This window comes from Micromonospora sp. WMMC415 (assembly GCF_009707425.1).
Taxonomy (GTDB): domain Bacteria; phylum Actinomycetota; class Actinomycetes; order Mycobacteriales; family Micromonosporaceae; genus Micromonospora.
The window spans coordinates 2669602-2693906 of record NZ_CP046104.1; the positions used below are offsets into that span (position 1 = coordinate 2669602).

At 75.3% G+C, this 24305-nt stretch carries 21 protein-coding genes; 12 read left to right on the plus strand and 9 right to left on the minus strand.

The window, feature by feature from the left end:
* Positions 1-94: 94 nt before the first annotated feature.
* The 4 genes from GKC29_RS12930 to GKC29_RS12945 all read left to right on the plus strand — a co-directional run bounded on the left by GKC29_RS12930 (position 95) and on the right by GKC29_RS12945 (position 4927).
* Positions 95-1726, plus strand: a complete 1632-nt coding sequence (locus tag GKC29_RS12930; RefSeq protein ID WP_155331065.1) for a glycosyl hydrolase family 18 protein — start codon at positions 95-97, stop codon at positions 1724-1726.
* Between the two features lie 150 nt (positions 1727-1876).
* The gene (locus GKC29_RS12935) at positions 1877-2356 is read left to right on the plus strand and encodes a hypothetical protein (protein WP_155331066.1); all 480 of its coding nucleotides are present in this window, start codon (positions 1877-1879) and stop codon (positions 2354-2356) included.
* A gap of 85 nt (positions 2357-2441) precedes the next feature.
* The gene (locus tag GKC29_RS12940) at positions 2442-3848 is read left to right on the plus strand and encodes a class II 3-deoxy-7-phosphoheptulonate synthase (protein WP_155331067.1); all 1407 of its coding nucleotides are present in this window, start codon (positions 2442-2444) and stop codon (positions 3846-3848) included.
* Between the two features lie 50 nt (positions 3849-3898).
* Entirely contained in the window at positions 3899-4927 is a 1029-nt protein-coding gene (locus tag GKC29_RS12945; RefSeq protein WP_196255865.1) for a low specificity L-threonine aldolase, read from the plus strand.
* Between the two features lie 34 nt (positions 4928-4961).
* Here the strand turns inward: GKC29_RS12945 and GKC29_RS12950 are convergent, their stop codons facing one another.
* Together GKC29_RS12950 and pknB are read right to left on the minus strand one after the other, a co-directional pair.
* A complete protein-coding gene (locus GKC29_RS12950) occupies positions 4962-5855 on the minus strand; it encodes a deoxyribonuclease IV (protein ID WP_155334113.1) in 894 nt (297 codons plus the stop codon).
* Positions 5856-5857: 2 nt separating this feature from the next.
* Positions 5858-7831, minus strand: coding sequence for a Stk1 family PASTA domain-containing Ser/Thr kinase (pknB, locus tag GKC29_RS12955; RefSeq protein WP_155331069.1), 1974 nt, complete (start codon positions 7829-7831; stop codon positions 5858-5860).
* 188 nt (positions 7832-8019) lie between these two features.
* Between pknB and GKC29_RS12960 the strand changes: the two genes are divergently transcribed.
* Positions 8020-8388, plus strand: a complete 369-nt coding sequence (locus tag GKC29_RS12960; protein ID WP_155331070.1) for an Rv2175c family DNA-binding protein — start codon at positions 8020-8022, stop codon at positions 8386-8388.
* 37 nt (positions 8389-8425) lie between these two features.
* Here GKC29_RS12960 and GKC29_RS12965 read toward each other — a convergent pair whose 3' ends face one another.
* Positions 8426-9508: a polyprenyl synthetase family protein gene (locus tag GKC29_RS12965; protein ID WP_155331071.1), complete on the minus strand. Its 1083-nt coding sequence runs from the start codon at positions 9506-9508 to the stop codon at positions 8426-8428.
* 154 nt (positions 9509-9662) lie between these two features.
* Here GKC29_RS12965 and metF point away from each other — a divergent pair, with 154 nt between their 5' ends.
* A complete protein-coding gene (gene metF, locus GKC29_RS12970) occupies positions 9663-10580 on the plus strand; it encodes a methylenetetrahydrofolate reductase [NAD(P)H] (protein ID WP_155331072.1) in 918 nt (305 codons plus the stop codon).
* A gap of 43 nt (positions 10581-10623) precedes the next feature.
* Positions 10624-11313, plus strand: coding sequence for a CDP-alcohol phosphatidyltransferase family protein (locus tag GKC29_RS12975; protein WP_155331073.1), 690 nt, complete (start codon positions 10624-10626; stop codon positions 11311-11313).
* A gap of 68 nt (positions 11314-11381) precedes the next feature.
* Here GKC29_RS12975 and GKC29_RS12980 read toward each other — a convergent pair whose 3' ends face one another.
* From GKC29_RS12980 to GKC29_RS13005, 6 genes are all read right to left on the minus strand, one after another.
* The gene (locus tag GKC29_RS12980) at positions 11382-12869 is read right to left on the minus strand and encodes an NAD(P)/FAD-dependent oxidoreductase (RefSeq protein WP_155331074.1); all 1488 of its coding nucleotides are present in this window, start codon (positions 12867-12869) and stop codon (positions 11382-11384) included.
* A gap of 15 nt (positions 12870-12884) precedes the next feature.
* On the minus strand, positions 12885-14012 hold the full coding sequence (locus GKC29_RS12985) for a glycosyltransferase family 2 protein (protein WP_155331075.1): 1128 nt from the start codon (positions 14010-14012) through the stop codon (positions 12885-12887).
* Between the two features lie 43 nt (positions 14013-14055).
* The gene (locus GKC29_RS12990; protein ID WP_155331076.1) at positions 14056-14922 is read right to left on the minus strand and encodes a carotenoid biosynthesis protein; all 867 of its coding nucleotides are present in this window, start codon (positions 14920-14922) and stop codon (positions 14056-14058) included.
* Entirely contained in the window at positions 14919-15488 is a 570-nt protein-coding gene (locus GKC29_RS12995) for an N-acetyltransferase (protein WP_155331077.1), read from the minus strand. Before GKC29_RS12995 ends, GKC29_RS12990 begins: the two co-directional genes overlap by 4 nt.
* Before the next feature lie 81 nt (positions 15489-15569).
* The gene (locus GKC29_RS13000) at positions 15570-16331 is read right to left on the minus strand and encodes a monooxygenase (RefSeq protein ID WP_155331078.1); all 762 of its coding nucleotides are present in this window, start codon (positions 16329-16331) and stop codon (positions 15570-15572) included.
* 28 nt (positions 16332-16359) lie between these two features.
* A complete protein-coding gene (locus GKC29_RS13005) occupies positions 16360-16848 on the minus strand; it encodes a YbaK/EbsC family protein (protein WP_155331079.1) in 489 nt (162 codons plus the stop codon).
* A gap of 457 nt (positions 16849-17305) precedes the next feature.
* Between GKC29_RS13005 and GKC29_RS13010 the strand changes: the two genes are divergently transcribed.
* The 5 genes from GKC29_RS13010 to GKC29_RS13030 all read left to right on the plus strand — a co-directional run bounded on the left by GKC29_RS13010 (position 17306) and on the right by GKC29_RS13030 (position 24302).
* Positions 17306-17755 carry an SAV_6107 family HEPN domain-containing protein gene (locus tag GKC29_RS13010; protein WP_155331080.1) on the plus strand — a complete coding sequence of 150 codons (450 nt, stop codon included), beginning with the start codon at positions 17306-17308 and terminating at the stop codon, positions 17753-17755.
* 147 nt (positions 17756-17902) lie between these two features.
* On the plus strand, positions 17903-18694 hold the full coding sequence (locus tag GKC29_RS13015; RefSeq protein WP_155331081.1) for a hypothetical protein: 792 nt from the start codon (positions 17903-17905) through the stop codon (positions 18692-18694).
* 77 nt (positions 18695-18771) lie between these two features.
* On the plus strand, positions 18772-20454 hold the full coding sequence (locus GKC29_RS13020) for a DNA polymerase Y family protein (RefSeq protein ID WP_230689068.1): 1683 nt from the start codon (positions 18772-18774) through the stop codon (positions 20452-20454).
* Positions 20455-20646: 192 nt separating this feature from the next.
* On the plus strand, positions 20647-24021 hold the full coding sequence (locus GKC29_RS13025) for an error-prone DNA polymerase (RefSeq protein ID WP_155331083.1): 3375 nt from the start codon (positions 20647-20649) through the stop codon (positions 24019-24021).
* Between the two features lie 98 nt (positions 24022-24119).
* A complete protein-coding gene (locus GKC29_RS13030) occupies positions 24120-24302 on the plus strand; it encodes a hypothetical protein (protein WP_155331084.1) in 183 nt (60 codons plus the stop codon).
* Positions 24303-24305: the final 3 nt, after the last annotated feature.

Below are 24305 nucleotides of genomic sequence, written 5' to 3' on the forward strand. Positions count from 1 at the left end.
TCGATACATGGACATCTTGACGAACTGGTGACGCCGTGAGTAGCGTCTCAGCAATCATTTTGGAAAGTTTCCTAACTGTTTGGGGAGACGCCACATGAAGAGATCGTTCCGCCGGGCCCTCTGGGTCGGCGCCGTGGTCGCACTCACGGCCACGACGGTCCCGATGGCCTCGGCGTTCGGGGCCGGCAGTGTCACCGCCACGTTCGCCAAGGTGCAGGACTGGGGGACCGGTCACGAGACGCGGGTGACGGTCATCAACGGCTCGGACGCGTCGGTGAGCACCTGGCGCATCGAGTTCGACCTGCCCGCGGGCACCAGCATCAGCAGCTCCTGGGACGCCGACGTCACCCGCACCGGCAACCACTACGTGGCGGTCAAGAAGAGCTGGGCCGGCCCGCTCGCCCCGGGTGCCACCTTCAGCTGGGGCTACAACGGCACCGGCGCCTACAAGGCCCCGCTGAACTGCACCATCAACGGCGCCCCCTGCGGCGGTGGCGGCGGCACCCCGCCCCCGACCACCACCGCGCCGCCGACCACCGCCCCGCCGACCACGGCGCCGCCCACCACCCCGCCACCGACGACGCCGCCGCCCACCACGCCGCCGCCGAGCGGGGACCGCAAGATCGTCGGCTACTTCGCGCAGTGGGGCGTCTACGCCCGCAACTACCACGTCAAGAACATCCACACCAGCGGCTCGGCCGCGAAGCTGACGCACATCCTGTACGCCTTCGGCAACACCACCGGGGGCCGCTGCACCATCGGGGACAGCTACGCCGACTACGAGAAGGCGTACACCGCGGCGGACAGCGTGGACGGCGTCGCCGACACCTGGGACCAGCCGCTGCGCGGCAGCTTCAACCAGCTGCGCAAGCTCAAGCGGATGTACCCGCACCTCAAGGTGATCTGGTCGTTCGGCGGCTGGACCTGGTCCGGCGGCTTCACCCAGGCGGCGCAGAACCCGGCCGCGTTCGCCGAGAGCTGCCACAACCTGGTCGAGGACCCGCGCTGGTCGGACGTGTTCGACGGCATCGACGTCGACTGGGAGTACCCGAACGCCTGCGGCCTCACCTGCGACTCCAGCGGACCGGCCGCGTTCAAGAACGTGGTGAGCGCGCTGCGCTCGCGGTTCGGCTCGTCGGCCCTGGTCACCTCGGCGATCACCGCGGACGGCAGCAACGGCGGCAAGATCGACGCCGCCGACTACGCCGGCGCGACGCCGTACCTCAACTGGATCATGCCGATGACGTACGACTACTTCGGCGCCTTCAACGCGCAGGGCCCGACCGCCCCGCACTCCCCGCTGTACTCGTACCCGGGCATCCCCCAGCAGGGCTTCTGGTCCGACGCGGCGATCCAGAAGCTCAAGAGCAAGGGCATCCCGGCCAACAAGCTGCTGCTCGGCGTCGGCTTCTACGGCCGCGGCTGGACCGGGGTGACCCAGACCGCGCCGGGCGGCACCGCCACCGGCCCGGCCCCGGGCACCTACGAGCAGGGCATCGAGGACTACAAGGTCCTCAAGAACACCTGCCCGGCCACCGGCACCGTCGGCGGCACGGCATACGCCAAGTGCGGCAGCAACTGGTGGAGCTACGACACCCCCTCCACCATCGGCGGCAAGATGACGTACGCGAAGAACCAGGGCCTCGGTGGCGCGTTCTTCTGGGAGCTCTCCGGTGACACCAGCAACGGTGAGCTGATCGGCGCCATCAAGGGCGGTCTCGGCTAGTCCGCAGGCCGACGCATCACCCACACGGCGGGGAGGGACCGCGCACCGGTCCCTCCCCGCCCGCGTGTGCCGACGGGCCGTCGGCCGGCTCGATGTGACAGACTCGCCGCTCGACGGGGGTTGACTGTCCACGGGCGTTTCGGAGGTGGCATGCGTACGGCGTACCGGAGGCTGGCGGTCGGCGCCCTCGTCGTGGCCCTGCCGCCCGCCCTGACGGGGTGCGGGATCGGCGGCGACGACCAGCCGGCGGAGCGCCCCGGACGGGCGCCCGTCGAGGAGGCCTCGGCGAAGGCCCGGGAGCGGGTCCAGGCGTACCTGGACGCCATGACGGCCAAGGACGTGGCCGCCGGGCGCAGCCAGCTCTGCGCGGCGATGCACGAGGCGTTCGACGCCGCCGCCACCGGGCCGAACGGTGACTTCGCCGACCACTTCGAGGTGCCCCAGGCGCAGATCACCGATATCCGCCCGGGCCCGCAGGGCCTCCAGGTGAGCACGGCGGTGTCGGTGACCTCGGGGCGGCAGAAGCTCACCCGCCCGCTGCTGTTCACGGTCACCCGCGACGGGGCCGACTGGTGCATCGCGGGCGAGGCCCCCGGCGGCAACCCGCCCAGCCCCGCCGCCAGCCCCTGACCGGAACCGGTGAGGGATCTCTCACCTGCCGGAACGGCGCCCCTCGCCGCCCGGCCGCCCGGCCCGTCGCCGTACGCTTTCTGGCATGCGCCATGAGTGGCATCAGCTGAGCCATCCGGCCGTCGGCAGCCCCGTGCTCCAGACCAGCCGGCCGACCGTCGACTCCGCCGAGGACGCGGCCCTCGGCCTGGACCTCTGGCGCGACCTGCCCCGCGCGCAGACCCCGCCCTGGCCGGACCCGGCCCAGGTCGCCGAGGTCTGCAAGGTGCTGGAGAACGTGCCGTCGGTCGTGGCGCCCTACGAGGTCGACCAGCTACGGCAGAAGCTCGCGCTGGTCTGCGAGGGCAAGGCGTTCCTGCTCCAGGGCGGCGACTGCGCCGAGACCTTCGCCGACAACACCGAGAGCCACCTGCTGGCCAACGCCCGCACGCTGCTCCAGATGGCGATCGTGCTGACCTACGGCGCCTCCCTGCCGGTGGTCAAGGTCGCCCGGGTCGCCGGCCAGTACACGAAGCCCCGGTCCCTGCCGACCGACGCGCGCGGCCTGCCGGCCTACCGCGGAGACATGATCAATTCTCTGGAGGCGACACCGGAGGCGCGGATCGCCGACCCGCAGCGCATGATCCGGGCGTACGCCAACTCCGCCGCCGCGATGAACATGCTCCGCGCGTACCTGGCCGGCGGCCTGGCCGACCTGCACGCCGTGCACGACTGGAACAAGGGGTTCGTGCGCAACTCGCCCGCCGGCGAGCGGTACGAGGCGATCGCCCGGGAGATCGACCGGGCCCTCGCCTTCATCCGGGCCTGCGGGATGACCGACGACGAGGCGCTGCGGACCGTCACCCTCTACTGCTCCCACGAGGCGCTCGCCCTCGAGTACGACCGGGCGCTCACCCGGGTCTCCGACCAGCGTCCGTACGGCCTGTCCGGGCACTTCCTGTGGATCGGGGAGCGCACCCGGCAGCTCGACGGCGCGCACATCGACTTCATCTCCCGGATCGCCAACCCGATCGGCGTGAAGCTCGGCCCGACCACCACGCCCGACGAGGCCATCGAGCTGTGCGAGAAGCTCAACCCGGACAACGTCCCCGGCCGGCTCACCCTGATCAGCCGGATGGGCAACCACCGGGTCCGCGACGTCCTGCCGCCGATCGTCGCCAAGGTCACCGCGGCGGGGGCCAAGGTCGTCTGGCAGTGCGACCCGATGCACGGCAACACCCACGAGTCGTCCAACGGCTACAAGACGCGCCACTTCGACCGCATCGTCGACGAGGTGCTCGGCTACTTCGAGGTCCACCGGGGTCTGGACACCCACCCCGGCGGCCTGCACGTCGAACTGACCGGCGAGGACGTCACCGAGTGCCTCGGCGGCGCCCAGGGCATCGAGGACCTCGACCTGCCCGACCGGTACGAGACCGCCTGCGACCCGCGACTGAACACCCAGCAGTCGCTGGAGCTGGCCTTCCTGGTTGCGGAGATGCTCCGTGGCTGACCCGAGGAGTGAGCTTGCGAGCCCCGCAGCCGGCAGCCGAAAGGATGACCGTGGCTGACCTCATCGATCTTCGTTCGGACACGGTGACCCGGCCGACCGCCGGGATGCGGGAGGCCATGGCCACCGCCGACGTCGGCGACGACGTCTACGGCGAGGACCCGACGGTCAACGCCCTCGAGGCCGAGGTCGCCGCGCTCTTCGGCCACGAGGCGGCGCTGTTCTGCCCGACCGGGTCGATGGCCAACCAGATCGCCTTGCAACTGCTCGTGCCGCCCGGCAACGAGCTGCTCTGTGACGCCGACGCGCACGTGGTGACGTACGAGATCGGCGCCGCCGCGGCGTACGGCGGCATCTCGTCGCGGACGTGGCCGGCGGTCGGCGCGGACGTCGACCCCGACGCTGTCGCCGCCATGATCCGGCCCGACGGCTACTGGGCGGTGCCCACCCGGGCCATCGCCGTCGAGCAGACCCACAACCGCGGCGGGGGCGGCGTGATCCCGCTGGACACGCTGCGCGAGCTGCGGCGGGTCGCCGACGACGCGCAGGTCGCGCTGCACTGCGACGGCGCCCGCATCTGGCACGCGCACGTCGCCGACGGCGTACCGCTGGCGACCTACGGCGGGCTGTTCGACACCCTGTCGGTCTGCCTGTCCAAGGGCCTCGGCGCGCCGGTCGGGTCGCTGGTGGTGGGCGGCGCCGACCGGATCGAGCGGGCCCGGTTCGTCCGCAAGCGGATGGGCGGCGGCATGCGGCAGGCGGGCGTCCTCGCCGCGGCCGGCCGGTACGCCCTCGCGCACCACGTCGAGCGGCTCGCCGAGGACCACGCGAAGGCGGCCCGGCTCGCCGAGGCGGTCGCGCCGTTCGGGGTGCTGGCCGGCCCGGTCCGGACGAACCTCGTCCCGCTGGACCTGACCAAGCATCCACTGGACGCGAAGGCCCTGGCCGCCGCGGCCCGGGCCGAGGGCGTGCTGGTCTCGGTGCTCGGCCCCCGCACGGCCCGCCTGGTGACCCACATGGACGTCGACGACAGCGCCATCGACCGCGCCGTGGAGGCCGTCACCCGGATCCTGCGCGCCTGACCCATTCGAGCGCGCCGGTGCGGACGGGCCGGGTTCAGGGGCGGAGGCGCTTGAGGGTGGCGACGTCGGCGGCGTGGCCGACGTGCTTCTCCGTCGGGGTCTCCACCACCACGGGCACGCCGGCGGTGGCCGGGTGGCGCATCAGCTCGGCGAACGCGGGCTCGCCGATGGTGCCCTTGCCGATGTTCTCGTGCCGGTCCCGGGTGGAGCCGCACAGGTCCTTCGAGTCGTTCGCGTGCACCAGCCGCAGCCGCTCCGCCCCGACCGTGGCGACCAGGACGTCCAGCGTCGCCGTCATGCCGCCCTCGGCGGCCAGGTCGTGCCCCGCCGCCCACGCGTGGCAGGTGTCGAAGCAGACGCCCAGCATCGGGTGCCCGTCCACCGCGTCGAGGTAGGGGCCGAGCTGCTCCACCCGCGAGGCGAGCGACCGCCCGCCGCCCGCACTCGGCTCGACCAGCAACATCGGCCCGCCGGCGTCGCCCGCCGCGTCCAGCAGCGGGAACAGCGCCTCGCGGACCTGCCGCATCGCCGCCTCGGCGTGGCCCGCGTCCACCGCGCTGCCGGCGTGGAAGACCACCCCGCGCGCCCCGATCGCCGTCCCCCGGCGCAGCGCGTGCGCCAGCGTCGCCGCCGACCGCTCGACCGTCGCCGCCGTGGGAGAGCCCAGGTTGACCAGCAGCGACGCGTGGATGAAGACGGGAACGCCGCGCTCCGCGCAACCCTCCCGGAACAGGGCGTCCTGGACCGGGTCACCCGGTGGCAGCGCCCAGCCCCGCGAGTTGGAGACGTACACCTGCACGACCTCCGAGCCCGCCGCGTCGACGTACGGCAGGGCCGCCTTCGCCAGGCCACCCGAGGTCGGCGTGTGCGTGCCGACCGGCCGGTGCTGCGCCGGGCCGCGGTCGGCGTCGGTCACCGGCGCGGTCATCGTCACAGACACCCGAGGGTGACCGGGGTGCCCGGAGGCACCTGCGAATTCTCGTTCGGGCTCTGGAACCGGGCGATGCCGTTCGGGTTGAACTGCACCGTCACCGGGAAGCCCTGGCTCTGCAGCACCTGCTGCGCCTGCGCGCACGGCAGGTCGAGCACCCGGGGGACGACGACGAGCGGCGGCCCCTGGCTGACCTCCAGCCGGACCTGGGCGCCCTTCTCCACACCGGTGCCGTCGGCCGGGCTCTGCCCGACGACCTCGTCCTTGGGCTTGTCGGACTCCTTCACCGTCGGCGGCTCGACGAGCACCAGCCCCAGCCGGGCCAGGATCCCCCGGGCCTCGTTCAGGTTCTTGCCGACCAGGTTCGGTACCGAGATCGGCGCCTTTCCCTTGCTGAGGATCACGGTGACCTTGTCGCCCGGCTTGGCCTCGGTGCCCGCCTTCGGGTCGGTCGCCATCACCACGCCGGCCGGGAGGCTGTCGTCGTAGCGGGCGGCACCCTTGACCACCTTGAGCTGCGCGTCGGCCAGGTCGGTCGCGGCCAGCTCGAACTCCTTGCCGACCACGTCCGGCACGGGGAACCGCTCCGGGCCCAGCGACAGGGTGAGCGTGATCGTGCCGCCCTTCTTGATCCGGGTGGACGACACCGGGTCCTGCTGGAGGACGGCGTCCTTCGGCGCCTGCTCGTCATGGCGGGGATCGGCGTACCTGAGGACGAAGCCGGCCCGGTCCGCCTGCGCCTCCGCCTCGGCCTTGCTGAGGCTCACCAGCTGTGGCGCCACCGTGTAGCGGCCGACACCGACCCACCAGCCGCCCACCGCGGCGATCAGGCCGAGCACCACGACGACGGCGGCGGCGGCCAGCCGGCCCCGCGGGTGCCCCAGCAGCCCGGTCCGCAGCGCGGCCAGCCGGGACCAGAGGTCGCCCCCCGCCGGCGCCGCCCGCCGCCGGCCCGCCCGGGAACCGCCCTCCGGGAGCCGGGCCCAGGCGGGCCGCTCGACCGGCTGGACGGCCGCGACCATCATGGTGGGCTGGGCCACCGCCGGCTCGTCCGCCACGCGGCGCAGCACCGCCGTACGCGTGTTGGGGTTGCCCAGTTCCTCCCGGGCCATCTGCACCTCGGACAGCAGCGCCCCGGCGTCGGTCGGACGGGCACCCGGATCGCGCCGGGTGGCCCTGGCGACCAGGTCGTCGAGCGCCTTCGGCAGCGCCGGCACCAGGGTCGAGGGCGCCGGCACGTCCCGGTCCACGTGCTGCCAGGCCACCTCGACCGGCCGGTCCCCGTCGTACGGCACCCGGCCGGTCAGCATCTCGAACAGCACGATGCCGGCCGAGTAGACGTCCGTGCGCGGGTCGGCGTGGCCGTCGGTGACCAGCTCCGGCGCGACGTACGCGACGGTGGCCATGAGCTGGCTGCCCTGCTCCTCGTGGGCGCTCGCCTCGACCGCCCGGGCGAGCCCGAAGTCGGCGACCTTCACCACGCTGTCCACCAGGTTGGCCACGCCGCCGGTCGGGGCCTCGGCGACCAGCACGTTCTCCGGCTTGACGTCGCGGTGGACCAGGCCGGCCCGGTGCGCCGCGGCGATCGCGGCGAGCATCTGCTCGGTGATGGCGAGCGCCTCGTCCGGGTTGAGCCGGCGCCGCTCGGCGAGCACGTCGCGCAGGGTACGGCCCCGCACGTACTCCATCACCAGGTACGGCCGGCCGCCGTGGGTGCCCTGGTCGTAGACCGCGACGACGTTGGGATGGGTGAGCCGGGCGATCGTCTTCGCCTCGTCGGTGAAGCGCTCGACGAAGCCCCGGCCCTCCGGACCCTGCGCCGAGTGAATGATCTTGACCGCCACGGTGCGCTCGAGGCGCTCGTCGGTGGCGGTGTACACGGTCGCCATGCCACCACGGGCCACGCGACCGCGGATGCGGTAGCGCCCGTCGACCAGCGAGCCCAGCAACGTGTCGGCGACCTGTGTGTCCATCGGCAGGGAGTCTATGTGTCCAGGGGGTGAAGGTTGAACTGGATGCTACAGCGGACGGGCAACCGGCCGGGCCGGCTGTGGCGGCGCCACGTGTCGCCGCAGGTCGAACGGGCTGTGCCGGCGGCCGATCGCGGTCGTCACGGGGTGCCGCCACCCGTCCGGCGGGAGGGACGTGGCAGGGTGGTCGGGTGACCGACTCCGTACCCGCCGCGAACCGTGCCGCCGAACCGGCCGCCTGGCTGACCCTCCCGGACGTCGCCGAGCGCCTCGACGTGCCGATCAGCAAGGTGCACCAGATGATCCGGGACCGGGAGCTGATCGCGGTACGCCGGGACGGCGTCCGCCGGGTGCCGGAGGAACTGGTGGCCAGCCAGGGCGCCCTCAAGCACCTGCCCGGGGTGCTCAACCTGCTGGCCGACGCCGGCTACGACGACGAGGAGAGCCTGCGCTGGCTGTACCAGCCGGACGACACGCTGCCCGGCGGCACCGCGGCCGCGGCCCTCGCCGGCGACCAGGCCCGCGAGATCAAGCGCCGAGCCCAGGCCCTGGGCTTCTGACCCCGTCCGCGCCGCGGCGCGGACGGGGGCGGCGGGGTCAGGCAGGGCGGCGCGTGGCGGCGATGGCCAGGTCGACCAGGGCCTGGTGGGCCTCGGTGTCCAGGTCGACGGTGGCCAGCGCGGCGAGCGCGGCGTCGGTGAGCGCCCGGATCCGCTGCTCGGTACGGGCCAGCGCGCCGCTCGCCTCGATCAGGTCCCGCAGCCGGGTCACGCCCGTCTCGTCGAGCGCCGGATCGCCGAGACCGCCGAGCAACACCTCCCGCCCGGCCTCGTCGGTCGCCTCGAGAGCCGCCGCGACGAGGTAGGTGCGCTTCCCCTCGCGCAGGTCGTCACCGGCCGGCTTGCCGGTCTGCGCCGGGTCGCCGAAGACCCCCAGCACGTCGTCGCGGAGCTGGAACGCCTCGCCCAGCGGCAGCCCGTACGCCGAGTACGCCGACCGCACGTCCGGCGAGGCGTCCGCCAGGGCGGCACCGAGCAGCAGCGGGCGCTCGACCGTGTACTTCGCCGACTTGTAGCGGGCCACCTTCCCGGCCCGTTCCAGCGAGGTGTCCCCGGTGGCCTGGGTCAGCACGTCCAGGTACTGCCCGACGGTGACCTCGGTGCGCATCTCGTCGAAGACCGGCCGTGCCCGGGCCACCGTGCGCGGATCGAGCCCGGCCGAGTGCAGCAGCTCGTCCGACCAGACCAGGCAGAGGTCGCCGAGCAGGATCGCCGCGGCGTCGCCGAACCCGTCCGCGTCCCCGCCCCAGCCGGCCGCCCGGTGCCGGGCGGCGAACCGGCGGTGCACGGCCGGCTCGCCCCGGCGGGTGTCGGAGCGGTCCATCAGGTCGTCGTGGATCAGTGCGCTGGCCTGGACGAACTCCAGCGCGGCGAGGGCCGTCACGACCTGGTCGGTGTCCACCCCGCCGGCGCCCCGGAACCCCCAGTACGCGAACGCGGGCCGCAGCCGCTTGCCGCCGCCGAGGACGAACGCCTCGATCGCCTCGGCGACCGGGACCAGAGCGTCGTCGACGCCGGTCATCCAGGTGCGCTGGGCGGCCAGGAACTCGGTCAGCGCCTTGTCGACGCGCTGACGCAGCCCGGCGCGGTCGACCGGGGAGACGGGAGCAGCGTGAGTCACGCCCCGACGCTAGCCGGTCGCGCCGCCCACGACGTACCGGCGGGTGGGCGCGGCGCGCCGTCGCCCGTCGGCCGGGTGGGCGCGGCGCGCCGTCGCCCGTCCGCCGGGTGGGAAGACCGTGGGTCGACCGGCCGTGCACCGCTACAGTCGTGAGGTGGCGCTCGGTCTCCCCTCGGTCCTCCCCAATCCCCAGCCTGCGATCGGGGAGCTGATCCGCGACCACCAGCCGACGTTCTCCTTCGAGTTCATGCCACCCAAGACCGAGCAGGGCGAGCGGCTGCTCTGGCAGGCCATCCGGGAGCTGGAGTCGCTGCGCCCGTCGTTCGTCTCGATCACCTACGGCGCCGGCGGGTCGACGCGCGACACGACGGTCGCGGTCACCGAACGGATCGCCACCGAGACCACCCTGCTGCCGATGGCGCACCTGACCGCGGTCAACCACTCGGTCGCCGAGCTGCGCCACGTGATCGGGCGGCTCGCCGGCGCGGGCGTGCGCAACGTGCTCGCGGTGCGCGGCGACCCGCCGGGCGACCCCACCGGCGAGTGGGTCCCGCACCCCGAGGGCGTGCGCTACGCGGAGGACCTGGTGCGGCTGGTCCGGGACTCCGGCGACTTCAGCGTGGGCGTCGCCGCCTTCCCGTACAAGCACCCCCGCTCGCCCGACGTCGCCACCGACACGGAGTACTTCGTCCGGAAGTGCCGGGCCGGCGCCGAGTTCGCGATCACCCAGATGTTCTTCGACGCGGAGGACTACCTGCGGCTGCGGGACCGGGTGGCCGCGGCGGGCTGCGACACCCCGATCCTGCCCGGTGTGATGCCGGTGACGCAGTTCAGCACCATCGAGCGGTCGGTGCAGCTCTCCGGCGCGCCCTTCCCGCCGGCCCTGGCCGCGCGCTTCGAGAGGGTCGCCGACGATCCGGAGGCGGTCCGCCGGCTCGGCATCGAGCAGGCCAGCGAGATGTGCGGGCGGCTGCTCGACGAGGGCGTGCCGGGGATCCACTTCATCACCTTCAACCGGTCGACGGCCACCCGGGAGATCTGGCAGAACCTGCAAGCCGGCGCCCGGGTGTGACCTTCGTGCCGCGACACCTCCCGCCAGGTGCGACGGTTGATCCGTGGTGGGCACACAGCTGAACTGGGACCAGTACGCGACGGCCTGGGCACGCCTGCACGGGGGCTTCGACCCCCGCGCCGCCGCCCCGGTCGTCCGCGCCTGGCTGCGCTTCGCGTACCACGTGGGCTTCGTGCTGGGCCGGCTGCGGGTCTCCCCGACCGCCGTCACAGTGGTCGGGGTGCTGCTCTGCTTCTGCGTGCCGCTGCTCGCCGTACGGCCCCAGGACGGGCCGTTCCTCGGTGCGCTGTTCGTGCTGCTCGCCTCGGTGGCGGACAGCGTCGACGGGGCGGTCGCGGTCGCGACGAACCGCACCACCCGGCTCGGGTACGTCTACGACTCGGTGGCCGACCGGCTCGGCGAGGCGGCCTGGCTGGTCGCGTTCTGGCTGATCGGCGCCCCCGGCGCGCTGGTGGCCGCCGGCGGCGGGCTCTCCTGGCTGCACGAGTACGTCCGGGCACGGGCGGTCTCCGCCGGCATGCGGGAGATCGGCGCGGTGACCGTGGGGGAGCGCCCGACCCGCGTCTCGGTGGCCCTGGTGGGCCTGCTGCTGGCCGGCCTGACCGGGCTGATCGACCCCGACCTGGCCGCCGGCACCATCACCATGGCGACGGCCGTGTGGGTGCTGCTGGCCGGTTTCGGCCTGGGGCAGCTGCTGGCGGCCGTCCGCCGTACCTTGCTCGAAGCCGGCTGACGTTCCCGGGGAGAGGACGTTAAGAAGGGGCCCTTCCTCTACCCCAGGCGTTAAGGAGGGGCCCTTCCTTACCAGGCCGGGCCGATTTGCTCGGCGACGATCTGGGCGGAGAGGGTGACCATCGGCAGGCCGCCGCCCGGGTGGCTGGAGCCGCCGACCAGCCACAGCCCGCGGGCCGGCCCGCGGTTGGCCGGGCGGAGCAGGCCGCCGGCGGTGCCGTAGATCGCCCCACCGGGCGCGCCGGTGGCGCTGGCCAGGTCCGCCGGGGTGCGGATCTCCCGGAACACCAGCCGGTCCCGCACGTCCACGCCCCGGGCGGCCAGCACGTCGAGGACGTGGTCCGCGTACGCCTCGGCGAGGCCGGGCCGCCGCCAGTCCACCGCACCGGCGGCGGTGCCGTGCCGGGGGGCGTTGACCAGCACGAACCACGCCTCGTGCCCGGCCGGGCGGACCATCTCGTCGTCCGCCACGGTGACGAAGACCGTCGGGTCGAGCGCGGGGCGGGCCCGGACACCCCGCCCCGGTGCCCCGAAGACCGCGTCGAACTCGGCGTCGTAGTCGTCGGGGAAGAAGACCGTGTGGTGCGCCAGCCCGGAGTCGCCGCGTACGCCGAGCAGCAGCACGAAGCCGGCGAGGCTGCGGTCGGTCAGACCGGCCAGCCGGCGCGGCGAGGGCAGCAGGTCCCGGTAGACGGTGAGCGCGTCGACGTTGGCCACCACCACGTCGGCGGGGACCGGGGCGGCCCGGCCGGCGAGGCGTACGCCGTGCACCCGCCCGCCGGCCGCGTCGATCCGGGTGACCCGGGCGCCGGTCTGCACGACGACGCCGAGGTCCAGGCAGCGGGTCAGCAGCGCGTCGGCCAGGGTGCCCAGCCCGCCGCGCAGGTACCAGCCGCCGAAGGCCAGTTCGGCGTACGGCACGGCGACCAGCGCGGCCGGCGCCCGGCGGGGGTCGGCGCCGGTGTAGGTGGCGTACCGGTCGAGCAGCATCCGCAGCCGGGGGTCGGACAGGTGCGTGCGGCCCAGGCCGCGCAGGGTGCGGCCCGGCGCGATCGCGGCCAGGTCACCCAGCCGCCACGCCAGCGTCGCCAGGTCGCGGGGCGAGTCGACGCGGCGGCGCAGGATGTCCCGCTCCGAGGCCGTCCAGACCCGCTCGGCGCGCCGCCACAGGCGCTGCCAGTCCGTTGCCGCACGGTCGCCGAGGGCCGCGCCGATCCGGCTGGCGAATCCGGTCGGGTCGGCGCAGGAGTCCAGCGTCGGCCCGCCGTGCGGGAAGACGTGCCGCACGATCGGGTCCAGCGGGAGCAGGTCCAGGTACTCGTCGAGCTTCGCGCCGGTGTCCTCGAACAGGTCGTGGAGGACCTGCGGCAGGGTGAGCAGGCTGGGCCCGGTGTCGAAGTGGAACGGGCCGGCCGGGGTGTCGTGCACGTGTCGGCCGAGCTTGCCGCCGACCGTGTCGCCCTGCTCGAAGACGGTGACCTCGTGCCCGGTGGTGGCCAGCCGGGCGGCGGTCGCGAGGCCACCCACCCCGGCGCCGACGACCACGATCCGCGCCATGCCGCGCCCCCAGACCTAGACGACCGGACGGCCCCGCCAGGTCAGGCGCCGCCGCTTCCGCAGATGGTACGACCGCAGGGTCAGCCAACCGAGGACCGCGACCGACACGGGGTGTGCGAGCGCGTCGGGCCACCACCGGCCGCCGGTCGCCCGCGCGCTGAGCACCCGACCGGCGACCCCCAGCAGGTACGCCCCGGCGGCGCCGGCGGCCACCCCCGGCGCGCCGGCGGCCAGCGCGGCCACGGTGACCAGCGGGGGAGCGGTGTAGAGCAGGAGCAGCAGCGCGACCACCACGCCGGCGGCCAGCGGGTGCCCGAACGTGGCCCACAGCGACTTGGTGTAGCCGTCGCGCAGCTGCGGCCAGTCGTCGTACATCCGACAGGTGGCCAGCCGTGAGCCGTCGGCCAGGGCGATCCGCCCGCCGGCCCGTTTGACCGCGCGGGCGAGCTCGACGTCCTCCAGGATCCGGTCGGCCACCGCCGCGTGCCCGCCCGCGGCGGTGTAGCCGGCCCGGTCCACCAGCAGGAACTGCCCGCCGGCCGCCGCCAGGGACGGCCGCGCCGAGCGTTCCATCGCGCGCAGCGGCAGGAAGGTCAGCCACAGCCACTGCAGCAGCGGCTGGACCAGCCGGTCGGCCGCCGTCGCCACCACGATCCGGGGGTACGGCGACAGCAGCGTCACCCGCGCGGCGCGCAGTTCACCGACGGCCGCGGCCACCGCCTCAGGGGCGAGGACGACGTCGGCGTCGACGAACGCCAGCACGGTGGCGGCCGGGTCGGCGCGGGTGGCGAGTTGCCAGCAGGCGTGCGGCTTGCCCAGCCAGCCCGGCGGCGGGGCGGCGCCGTCGAGCAGGGTGACCCGCGGGTCGGTCCCGGCGACCGCGCGGACCACGTCGGCGGTGCCGTCGGTCGACCGGTCGTCGAGCACCACGATCCGCAGCCGCGGCACACCGCGCTGGGCCAGCAGCGCGCGCAGGCACGGGGTGACCCGGGCCGCCTCGTCGCGCAGCGGCAGCAGCACCGCCACCGTCTCGGTCACCTCCGCCGGCGCCGGGGCGGGGCGGCGCAGCCACCGGCCGGCGTTGACGGCGGTGTGCGCGGTCAACGCGGCCACTCCCGCCAGCAGCGCCAGCACGACGCTCACGCCGCCGCCCCGCCATGCCCGCTCCGGCCGGCGCTCCGCCCGCTCATGCCGGCGCGTCGACGCGGGGTCGGGGGTTCCGGTCGGCCGGACCGGGGCGGCGGCCCGCGCGGAGCAGTGTCACCGCCAGCGGGACGGCCGTCACCGCCATGCCGGCGGCGCCCCACAGCGCCGAGGCGGGCAGGCCGAGGAAGACGGCGTGGGCCAGCACGCTGGAGGCGTACGTCCACAGGTAGAGGGCGAGCATCGGGTCGTCGCGGCCGTCGGTGGCGGCGACGGCGGGCCCGGCCAGCGGACGCAGGGCGCCCATCAGCAGAACCGCGAAGAGCAGCCAACCCAGGTAGTTGCTGACCGGGATGCCGGGCAGGCCGGGCAGCGCGGGGGTGGCGTCCCGCCAGGACCAGTACCCCTCGGCGACCATCTGCGGGTCGAGGAAGAGGTCCCAGGTGGCCAGGCCGAGCGCCGCCAGCGCGATCCGCCGGGTGGTCCGCCCGATCCCGGCGCCGCCGGATCCGCCCGGCCCGCCGCCGGTGAGCCGTACCGCCGCGAGCCAGGCCGGCCAGGCCATCCAGGTCCAGGCGAGGGGGATGACCAGCGGCACACCGGCCAGCTTCGGGCCGAGCTGGCCGGAGTAGTCGTAGCTGCCGAACGGGAACCCGGTCGCCACACCGAGCGCCTCGATGGCGAAGCCGCCTCCGGTGGCCACCGCGACCAGCGCCGCCGCCGCCCGTGGGCCGCGGCTGAGCAGCGCGTGGCCGACCGAGAGCAGGTAGCCCAGCACCACCGTGGCGACGGTGAGCCCGGCTCGGGTCTGCCCGGCGGCCAGCGGGTAGCAGATCTGTGCCAGCACCAGCACCGCCAGCACCGCCCAGGCCGGGCGGGCGGCGCGGGTGGCCGGCACGGGACCGGTCATGCCGCGGCCGGCGCCGGGGAGGTGGGTGCGGCCAGCGGCAGGTCCCGGCCGAGCACCCCGAACGGGCGTTCGTCGCCGGGGAAGTGGAAGTCGCGCAGGATGTCGACGAAGCCGAAGCGCCGGTACAGCCGCCAGGCGCGGGACCGCTGCTCGTCGGCCTCCGGCGTGGACAGCAGGGTGGTCGTCCCCTCGGCCATGGTGAGCAGCGCGCGCAGCTGCCCCGCGCCGAGGCCGTGCCCCTGCGCGGGCGGCCGGACGTGCAGCTCCACCACCTCGAAGCAGTTGCCCAGCCAGCGCTGCCGGGCGGCCGGGTCCAGCGCGCGCCACACCTGGTCGTGCCACCACTGGCCGGCCGCGCCCAGGTAGCCGTAGCCGAAGCCGGCCAGGTGGCCTTCGGTGGTGAGGCTGGCGACGGCGCGGAATCCGGGCCGCCGGACGTGGGTGGCGATGTAGCCGCGGCGGGCGTCCAGCAGGTCGGTGCGGTACCCCATCGCCTCGCCGTAGACGGCCACCACGTCGTCCAGCCGCCGGACGAGATCCTCCGGTGTCCACCGCACCAGCCTCATGCCGTACCTTCTCCCGTTCCCGACCGCGGGGCTCGCCACCCCGGCTCACTCCTCGCGCTGCTGTGCCTGATGGTTCGCTCGTTACGCTCGCTCACGCGGCCCCTCCGCCGTACCCGGGTCGCCGTCGGCGCCCCACCCCAGCACCGTCCGGTCGCCGACCACGTCGCGCACCGCGAACCGCGCGAAGAGTTCCTCCGCGTACCACCCCTCGGTGGGCGTCCGGATGATCGCGTCCCGGTGCTCCGGGTGACGGTACGCGAACGCGACCAGGTCCGCCGGATCGCGCCACACGCTGACCGTGCCCTGCCAGCCCAGCGGCGCCTCCCCGACGCCGAACCGGGCGAGCAGGCCGGGCGCGGCGCGCAGCGCGGCGGCCACCGGTGGGACCGCCCGCCAGAAGGTGACCGCGCGGGCGGGGCGCAGCCGGGCCCGGGTCAGCGCGAGCACCGGGCCGTCGGCCGGCCCGCCGGGCGGGTCGCCGAACGGCCGGCGGCCGGACCACTCGCCCCGGCTGGTGAGGGGGCGCAGGTCGACCCGGACGGCGGCGCGCGCGAGCCGCGCCCAGGCCCGCCCCACCGGGGAGCCGTCGAAGCCGGCCGCCGCGGCGGGGGAGTCCCACACCGTCAGGGCGGCCCACCGGGTCAGGTCCGCGTCACCCGGCCCGAAGCCGGTGCCGGTCCCGGTGCCGAGCAGCTTGGCGAAGCGTACGCCGGGCAGTGCGCGCAGCCGGCGCGGATCGCGGGCCATCCGGACCAGCGCCCGGGGCAACCCGCCCCGGGCGGTGCGCCACACGTGCAGGGTGACCAGGTCGGGAACGGGCTCACCGCGGCCGGCCGGGCTCACGCGGTCACTCCGGGCGACGTCCGCTCGCTCACGCCACCTCGGCCGGCGTGCCGCCGGTCACCCGGAGGAGCTCGGGGTACGTGGTGGGGAAGACCGCCCGGGGGACGCCTCCGGCGGCCCAGATCTCGGCGTACGTATCGAGGGCCGTGTCCACCACGGTGCGCAGCGGCCGCGGGTGGCCGACCGGGGCGACACCCCCGATCACCTGCCCGGTGTGTTCGCGGACGAACTCCGGGGTGGCCCGCCGCAGCCGGGTGACCCCGATCGACGCGGCGAGACCGGCGGTGTCCACCCGGTGGGCCCCGGAGGTCAGCACGAGCAGCGGTGCGCCGTCGGCGTCGAAGACGAGTGAGTTGGCGATCTGTCCGACCTCGACGCCGAGTGCCTCGGCGGCGGCCGCGGCGGTGTGGACCGCGTCGGGCAGCATGCGGACCGCGCTTGGCGTGCCGGAGCCGTCGCGGGCGTCCGCGCCGTCGAGCGCCTCCTGCACCGCCCGTACGTTCGGGTGTGGCTGCATGCCGCCATTCTTCCCGGTGCGCCCGGAACGGGTTCAGCCGGCCACGCTGAGGCATCTCCGGCGAGTCACACGTTGCATTTTCGTCGGAGGGAGGGTGTACTGTCAGCAGTAGTTAGAACGAGTGTTCGATTGCCTCGTACGCTCGTTCCAACAGCCCGGAGCGGTGTTTCGCGGCACCGGTTCCGGGCGGGTGCGGCTCCGCGGGCCGCACCAGGTTCCGGGCAGTCGCGAGCCCGGGCCCGTCAAGGCAGGAGCGTCGCCCGCCGCCCTCGACCCCCGGGCGGCGGGCGACGAACCCGCCGGTCATGCCGGCCGGGTGTGGTGTGGGGAAGCGTCCACACCCGGCCGGCTTCCACACCGGTGCGTCTTCCTCCGCACCACTCGACCCGGCGGTCCCGCCGGCGGACCGGCTTCCGTCGCGGGGTGCGCGCCTCGGCCACGTGGAGGAGACAGACCCATGCCGACCAACCCGGCTCAGGCACCGACGGTGCCGGCGCACGTGCTGCCGCACCGCACCCCCGCACAGCTTCTCGCGGTCGCCCGCCAGGGGCTGGCCGAGGCCGCCCGGACCGGTCCGGACGGCCTCCGCTACGCGGCGGCCCACCTGGCCGCTCTCCGCGCCGCCGCGGCCGTGCTCGCCGCGCGCGCCCGTCCCGCGCCGACCCGGCGGAACCGGGTCACCAGCGTCTGGGTCCTGCTCTCCGGCGTCGCCCCCGAGCTGGACGAGTGGGCCCGGTTCTTCGCCGTCGGCGCCAGCAAGCGCGCCGCCGCCGAGGCCGGCATCCCCCGGGTCGTCACCGCCCGGGAGGCCGACGACCTGCTGCGCGCGGCGGAAGAGTTCGTGACGGTGGTCGAGACCGCGCTCGGCGTGGCCCACCAACCGGCACTCGACGGCCTCGCGGCCTGATCCCCGGCATCCGTCCCCGGGCCCGCGCCGGTCCCCGGGGCGGCCTGCCCTGCGCCGGCAGGGCGGGGACGAGGGCCGTCCGCGCGGCCGATCCGTTTTGAGCTATCAGCAGCACACCGCACAGCAGCACGACAGGGGGTAGGTCCGATGGCGGGCCGGATGGTGGTCGGTACCGCCGCACTGGCGGGTCTGGTGCGCCCGGCGAGCGCCCCGGACCCGGCGGGCGGTCACCGGGTGCTGCCGGTGACCCCGGAACTGACCGGCCTGCTGCCCAACCGGGGGCTGCGCCGTGGCAGCACGATCGCGGTCGCCGTCGGCCAGCCCCGGCCCAGCGGCGCCACCTCCCTGGTCCTGGCGCTGCTCGCCGAGGCGTCCCGGGCCGGCTCGTGGTGCGCCGTGGTGGGGGTGCCGACCTTCGGGGCGGGTGCCGCCGCCGAGCTCGGCATCGCCCTGGACCGGCTCGCCCTGGTGCCGCACCCGGGGCCGGAGTGGGCCACCGTCGTCGCCGCGCTGATCGACGGGGTGGACGTCGTGGTCACCGCCGTGCCGGCCACGGTCTCCGCCTCGGTCGCCGACCGGCTGGCCGCCCGGGCCCGACAGCGGGGCTGTGTCCTCGTCCCGTACGGGCGGTGGGACGGCGCCGACGTGACCCTCCAGGTGGTCCGGGGGGCCTGGGAGGGGCTCGGTGCCGGCCGGGGCCGGCTGCGGCGCCGGGAGGTCACCGTCTCGGCGCGGGGCCGGGGCGCCGCCGCCCGCCCCCGGGAGGTGACGGTCTGGCTGCCCGGTGACGCGCTGACCCGGATCATTCCCCGTCCGGTCCCCGGTGCCCCGGTCGCCTCGGTCACCGGCCGCTCGGCCGCCGGTCGGCTCCGCGCCGTGCCGGCGGCCTCCGCCGCCGGGCCGTCCCCGCCGGCGCTCACCCTGGTCGGCCCGGCGTGACCGGCGGGTCCCGTCCCGCGGCGCCCGGCGGGTCCCGTCCCGCGGCGGCCGGCGGGTCCGCCGCGCCGGTACGCACGCTGGTGCTCTGGTGTCCGGACTGGCCGGTGATCGCCGCCGAGATCGTCGACGGGGTGCCGGCCACCGAGCCGGTCGCGGTGCTGCACGCCAACCGGGTGGTCGCCTGCTCCGAGCAGGCCCGGGCGGAAGGGGTGCGCCGGGGGCTGCGCAGGCGGGAGGCGCAGGGCCGGTGCCCCCGGCTCATCGTCGTCGACCACGACCCGGCCCGGGACGCCCGGGCGTTCGAGCCGGTGGTGGCCGCGGTCGAGGAGCTGGTGGCCGGCGTCGAGGTGGTCCGCCCCGGCGCGTGCGCGGTGGCGGCCAGGGGGCCGAGCCGCTACCTCGGGGGCGAGGAGGCGGCGGCGGAGCGGATCGTCGAGCACGTCGCCCAGGCCTGCGCGGTGGAGAGCCAGATCGGCATCGCCGACGGGGTCTTCGCCGCGGGGCTGGCCGCCCGCTCGGGCCGGGTCGTCCCGCCCGACGGGACACCGCGGTTCCTCGCCGACCTGCCGGTCGAGGCGCTCGGCCGTCCGGCCCTGGCCGACCTGCTGCGTCGGCTCGGTGTGCGTACCCTCGGCGACTTCGCGGCGCTGCCCGCCGGGGACGTGCTGGCCCGGTTCGGTTTCGACGGTGCGCTGGCCCACCGGCTGGCGGCGGGGCGGGACCACCGTCCGCTCGCGGTCCGGCAACCCCCGGCCGACCTGGCGGTCACCGCCGACCAGGACGACCCCCTCGACCGGGTTGACGCGGCGGCCTTCGTCGCCCGGGCGCTGGCCGAGCGGCTGCACGACCGTCTCGCCGCGCACGGGCTGGCCTGCACCCGGCTCGGCATCGAGGCGGTCACCGCGCACGGCCAGGAGCTGCACCGGGTCTGGCGGCACGACGGTCTGCTCACCGCCGCCGCCATCGCCGACCGGGTGCGGTGGCAGCTCGACGGCTGGCTCTCCGGCGGCCGGCCCGGCCGGGCCGGTGCCCGCCCCGCCCGGCCGACGGCCGGCATCATCCGGCTGCGGCTGGTCCCCGACGGGGTGATCGCGCAGGGCGCCCTGCAACCGGGCCTGTGGGGGGAGGCCGGGGAGGAGCGGGAACGGGCCCACCGGGCGCTCAGCCGGGTCCAGGGCATCCTCGGCCCCGAGGCGGTGGTCACGGCGGTGCTCGGCGGCGGGCGGTCCCCGGCCGACCAGGTACGCCTGGTGCCGTGGGGCGACGAACGCCTCCCCGCCCGCCCCGGCCCGCCCCCGCTGCCGTCCTCGCTGCCGTCCCGCCTCGACCCGCTCCCGACCCACACCGACCCGCTCCCGGCCCGGTCGGCGGGGCGATCGGCGGGGCGATCGGCGGGCCGGGTGGCGGGGCGATCGGCGGGCCGGGTGGCGGAGCCGCCGTGGCCGGGGCGGCTTCCGCCGCCGGCGCCGGCGGTGGTGCTCCCCGAGCCGCTCGCCGCCACCGTGCACGACGCGGCCGGCGAGCCGGTCGTGGTCACCGCCCGCCTGGCGGTGAGCGCCGCACCGGCCCGGCTGGCCGTCGGGACCGCCCGCCCGGTGGAGATCGTGGGCTGGACCGGGCCGTGGCCGGTGGACGAACGCTGGTGGGCGCCGGCCGAGGCGCGACGGCGGGCCCGGTTCCAGGTGGGCCTCGCCGACGGCACCGCCCTGCTGCTCGCGGTCGAGGGCGGCCGGTGGCTGGTGGAGGCGGTCTATGACTGACCGTCCCCTGTCGAGCTGCCCCCTCCGTGCGACCGCGGCGCTCCCAGCCCCGCTCCCAGCCCCGCTCCCGACGGATCTTGGAAGGAAACGGCCCCTCCAGGGGCCGAAATCCTCCAAGGTCTGCCCAGCTCGCCCAGCTCGCCCAGCTCGCCCAGCGAGCCCGGCGCGCCCGGCGCATCCGGGGGTGGGGGCGTGAGTTTCCACAATCCGGATCTGCCGTGGTCGGACCTGGAGCGGGTGCTCACCGGCAAGCCCGCCCGGGGGCAACGCCGTACGCCGCACGGCGAGCGGCACCTGCACGTGGTGGACCCCCTGGCGGTGGACGCCGACGGTGGGGACTCGCCGGCCTGGACCCGCAAGCGGCAGCAGTACGAGCCGCCGCCGCTGGACCGCCCGGACGGCGTGGTGCCGTACGCGGAGCTGCACTCGCACACCAACTTCAGCTTCCTCGACGGCGCCAGCCATCCGGAGGAGCTGGCCGAGGAGGCCGCCCGGCTGGGGCTGACCGCCCTCGCGGTGACCGACCACGACGGGTTCTACGGCGTGGTGCGGTTCGCCGAGGCGGCCCGCGCCCTGCACCTGCCGACGGTCTTCGGCGCGGAACTCTCCCTCGACCTGCCCGGCCCGCAGAACGGCGAACCGGACCCGCTCGGCCGGCACCTGCTGCTGCTCGCCCACGGCCACGAGGGGTACGCCCGGCTGGCCGCCACCATCTCCCGCGCCCAGCTGCGCGGCGGGGAGAAGGGCCGCCCGGTCTACGGGGAGCTGGCGGAGGTCGCCGCCGAACTGCGCGACCACGTGCTGGTGCTCACCGGCTGCCGCAAGGGGCACGTGCCGGCCGCCCTGCTCACCGAGGGCGTCGACGCGGCGGCCCGGGAGCTGGACCGGCTGACCGCGCTCTTCGGCGCCGAGACGGTGGCGGTGGAGCTGACCGACCACGGGCACCCCGTCGACGCCGACCGCAACGACGCCCTCGCCGAGCTGGCCGCCGCCGCCGGGCTGCCGACGGTGGCGACGAACAACGTGCACTACGCCACCCCGGGGCGGCGCCGGCTGGCCACCACGGTCGCCGCGGTCCGGGCCCGGCGCAGCCTGGACGAGCTCGACGGCTGGCTGCCCGCCGCCGGCACCGCGCACCTGCGCAGCGGCGCGGAGATGGCGGCCCGGTTCGCCGCGTACCCGGGGGCGGTGGCCCGGGCCGCCGAGTTCGGCCGGGAACTCGCCTTCGACCTCCAGCTCGTCGCACCGACGCTGCCGGCGTACCCGGTGCCGCCGGGGCACACCGAGATGAGCTGGCTGCGGCACCTCACCGCGCAGGGCGCGCGGGAGCGGTACGGCCCGCCGGAGGCGCACCCCGAGGCGTACGCGCAGCTCGAACACGAGCTGAACATGATCGAGGAGCTGGGCTTCCCCGGCTACTTCCTGGTGGTCTACGACATCGTCACGTTCTGCCGCGAGCAGGACATCTACTGCCAGGGCCGGGGGTCGGCGGCCAACTCGGCGGTCTGCTACGCGCTGCGGATCACCAACGTGGACGCGGTACGGCACCGGCTGCTCTTCGAGCGTTTCCTCGCCCCCGAGCGGGACGGCCCGCCGGACATCGACGTGGACATCGAGTCCGACCGCCGCGAGGAGGTCATCCAGCACGTCTACGCCCGGTACGGCCGGGAGCACACCGCCCAGGTCGCCAACGTCATCTCGTACCGGCCGCGGTCGGCGGTGCGGGACGTGGCGAAGGCGTTCGGGTTCTCCCCCGGACAGCAGGATGCCTGGAGCAAGCAGATCGACCGCTGGGGTTCGGTCGCCGCGGTCGACGTGGCGGACATCCCCGAGCAGGTGGTCGGGTACGCCAACGAGCTGCAGACGTTCCCGAGGCACCTGGGTATCCACTCCGGCGGCATGGTGATCTGCGACCGGCCGGTGATCGAGGTCTGCCCGGTGGAGTGGGGGCGGATGCCCGGCCGCAGCGTGCTCCAGTGGGACAAGGACGACTGCGCCGCCGTCGGGCTGGTCAAGTTCGACCTGCTCGGCCTCGGCATGCTCTCCGCCCTGCACTACGGCTACGACATGATCGGGATGAGCCTCGACCTGGGGGACATGACCCTGGACGACCCCGAGGTGTACGACATGCTCTGCCGGGCCGACTCGGTCGGGGTGTTCCAGGTGGAGAGCCGCGCCCAGATGGCCACCCTGCCCCGGCTCAAGCCCCACTGCTTCTACGACCTGGTGGTGGAGGTGGCGCTGATCCGGCCCGGCCCGATCCAGGGCGGCTCGGTGCACCCGTACATCCGGCGCAAGAACGGCCAGGAGCCGGTCACCTTCCCGCACCCGCTGATGCGCAACGCGCTGGAGAAGACCCTCGGCGTGCCGCTGTTCCAGGAGCAGCTCATGCAGCTCGCCATCGACCTGGCCGGGTTCGACGCCGCCGAGGCCGACCAGCTGCGCCGGGCCATGGGGGCCAAACGGTCGGTGGAGCGGATGGCGCAGATCGCCGACCGGCTCTACGCCGGCATGGCCGAGCGGGGCATCACCGGCGAGCTGGCCGACGACGTCTACCGCAAGCTCACCGCGTTCGCCAGCTACGGCTTCCCGGAGAGCCACGCGATGAGCTTCGCGTACCTGGTCTACGCCAGCTCCTGGCTCAAGCGCTACCACCCGGCTCCGTTCCTGGCCGCGTTGCTCAACGCCCAGCCGATGGGCTTCTACTCGCCGCAGACCCTGGTCGACGACGCGCGCCGGCACGGGGTGGAGGTCCGCCGGCCGGACGTCAACGCGAGCGGGGCGAAGGCCGTCCTCGAGTCCACCCCGGACACCCGCTGGGGGAGCCGGCCGGGGGAGCCGCCGCACGCCTGGGGGCTGGGCGGGCCGGCCGTCCGCCTGGGGCTGTCGAGCGTGCGTACCCTCGGCGAGGACGTGGCCGAGCGGATCGAGGCCGAACGGGTGGCGCACGGGCCGTACCGTGACATGCCGGACCTGGCCCGGCGCGTGGGTCTCACCGCCGCGCAGCTGGAGGCGCTGGCCACCGCGGACGCCTTCGCGTGCTTCGGCCTGACCCGCCGGGAGGCGCTGTGGGCCGCCGGTGCGGCGGCCCAGGACCGGCCGGGTCGCCTGCCCGGCACGGTGACCGGCACGGCCGCGCCGACCCTGCCCGGGATGGAGGCGGTCGACCGCCTCGTCGCGGACGTGTGGGCGACCGGGCTGTCGCCGGATAGCCACCCGGCCCGGTTCATCCGCGGCCAGCTCGACGCCCTGGGCGCGGTGCCGATCGCCCGGCTCGGCCGGGTGGAGCCGGGCCGGCGGATCCGGGTCGGCGGGATCGTCACCCACCGGCAGCGCCCGGCGACCGCGGGCGGGGTCACCTTCCTCAACCTGGAGGACGAGACCGGGATGCTCAACGTCACCTGCTCCCCGGGGCTCTGGCAGCGGTACCGGCGGGTGGCGAGGACCAGCGCCGCGCTGGTGGTCCGGGGGCGGCTGCAGCGCCACGAGGGAGTGATCAATCTCACCGCCGACCGGTTGGACCCGATTGATCCTCCGGTCAGCCCCGCCGCACGCGATTTCCGTTGATCAATAAGTGATTCAGGTTACGGTTTTCCGCCCGCGACGGCGGGAGACTCCTGCCCGCGCGGGCAGAGTGGCCCGCGCGTCACGAGGGGAACGTACCGATGACGGGGTATCGCGCCAACAGCGGTGGAGTTGCCAACGCCCGACGGACCCGGCTGGGCGCCGGCTGGGTGCCCGCGCACCACATGGAGATCCGCGAGTACGAGGTCACCGACGGGCCCGTCGCCAACTCCGTGCGCTCCCGCCACGAGGAGGACACCGCCGCCGGCGGAGGCGAGGCCTGACCG

Excerpts from the sequence above, each read along its gene's own strand:
- GKC29_RS12930 (WP_155331065.1), top strand. The coding sequence starts at position 95 with ATGAAGAGATCGTTCCGCCGGGCCCTCTGGGTCGGCGCCGTGGTCGCA.
- GKC29_RS12935 (WP_155331066.1), top strand. The coding sequence starts at position 1,877 with ATGCGTACGGCGTACCGGAGGCTGGCGGTCGGCGCCCTCGTCGTGGCC.
- GKC29_RS12940 (WP_155331067.1), top strand. The coding sequence starts at position 2,442 with ATGCGCCATGAGTGGCATCAGCTGAGCCATCCGGCCGTCGGCAGCCCC.
- GKC29_RS12950 (WP_155334113.1), bottom strand. The coding sequence starts at position 5,855 with ATGACCGCGCCGGTGACCGACGCCGACCGCGGCCCGGCGCAGCACCGG.
- pknB (WP_155331069.1), bottom strand. The coding sequence starts at position 7,831 with ATGGACACACAGGTCGCCGACACGTTGCTGGGCTCGCTGGTCGACGGG.
- GKC29_RS12980 (WP_155331074.1), bottom strand. The coding sequence starts at position 12,869 with ATGGCGCGGATCGTGGTCGTCGGCGCCGGGGTGGGTGGCCTCGCGACC.
- GKC29_RS12990 (WP_155331076.1), bottom strand. The coding sequence starts at position 14,922 with ATGACCGGTCCCGTGCCGGCCACCCGCGCCGCCCGCCCGGCCTGGGCG.
- GKC29_RS12995 (WP_155331077.1), bottom strand. The coding sequence starts at position 15,488 with ATGAGGCTGGTGCGGTGGACACCGGAGGATCTCGTCCGGCGGCTGGAC.
- GKC29_RS13005 (WP_155331079.1), bottom strand. The coding sequence starts at position 16,848 with ATGCAGCCACACCCGAACGTACGGGCGGTGCAGGAGGCGCTCGACGGC.
- GKC29_RS13010 (WP_155331080.1), top strand. The coding sequence starts at position 17,306 with ATGCCGACCAACCCGGCTCAGGCACCGACGGTGCCGGCGCACGTGCTG.
- GKC29_RS13015 (WP_155331081.1), top strand. The coding sequence starts at position 17,903 with ATGGCGGGCCGGATGGTGGTCGGTACCGCCGCACTGGCGGGTCTGGTG.
- GKC29_RS13030 (WP_155331084.1), top strand. The coding sequence starts at position 24,120 with ATGACGGGGTATCGCGCCAACAGCGGTGGAGTTGCCAACGCCCGACGG.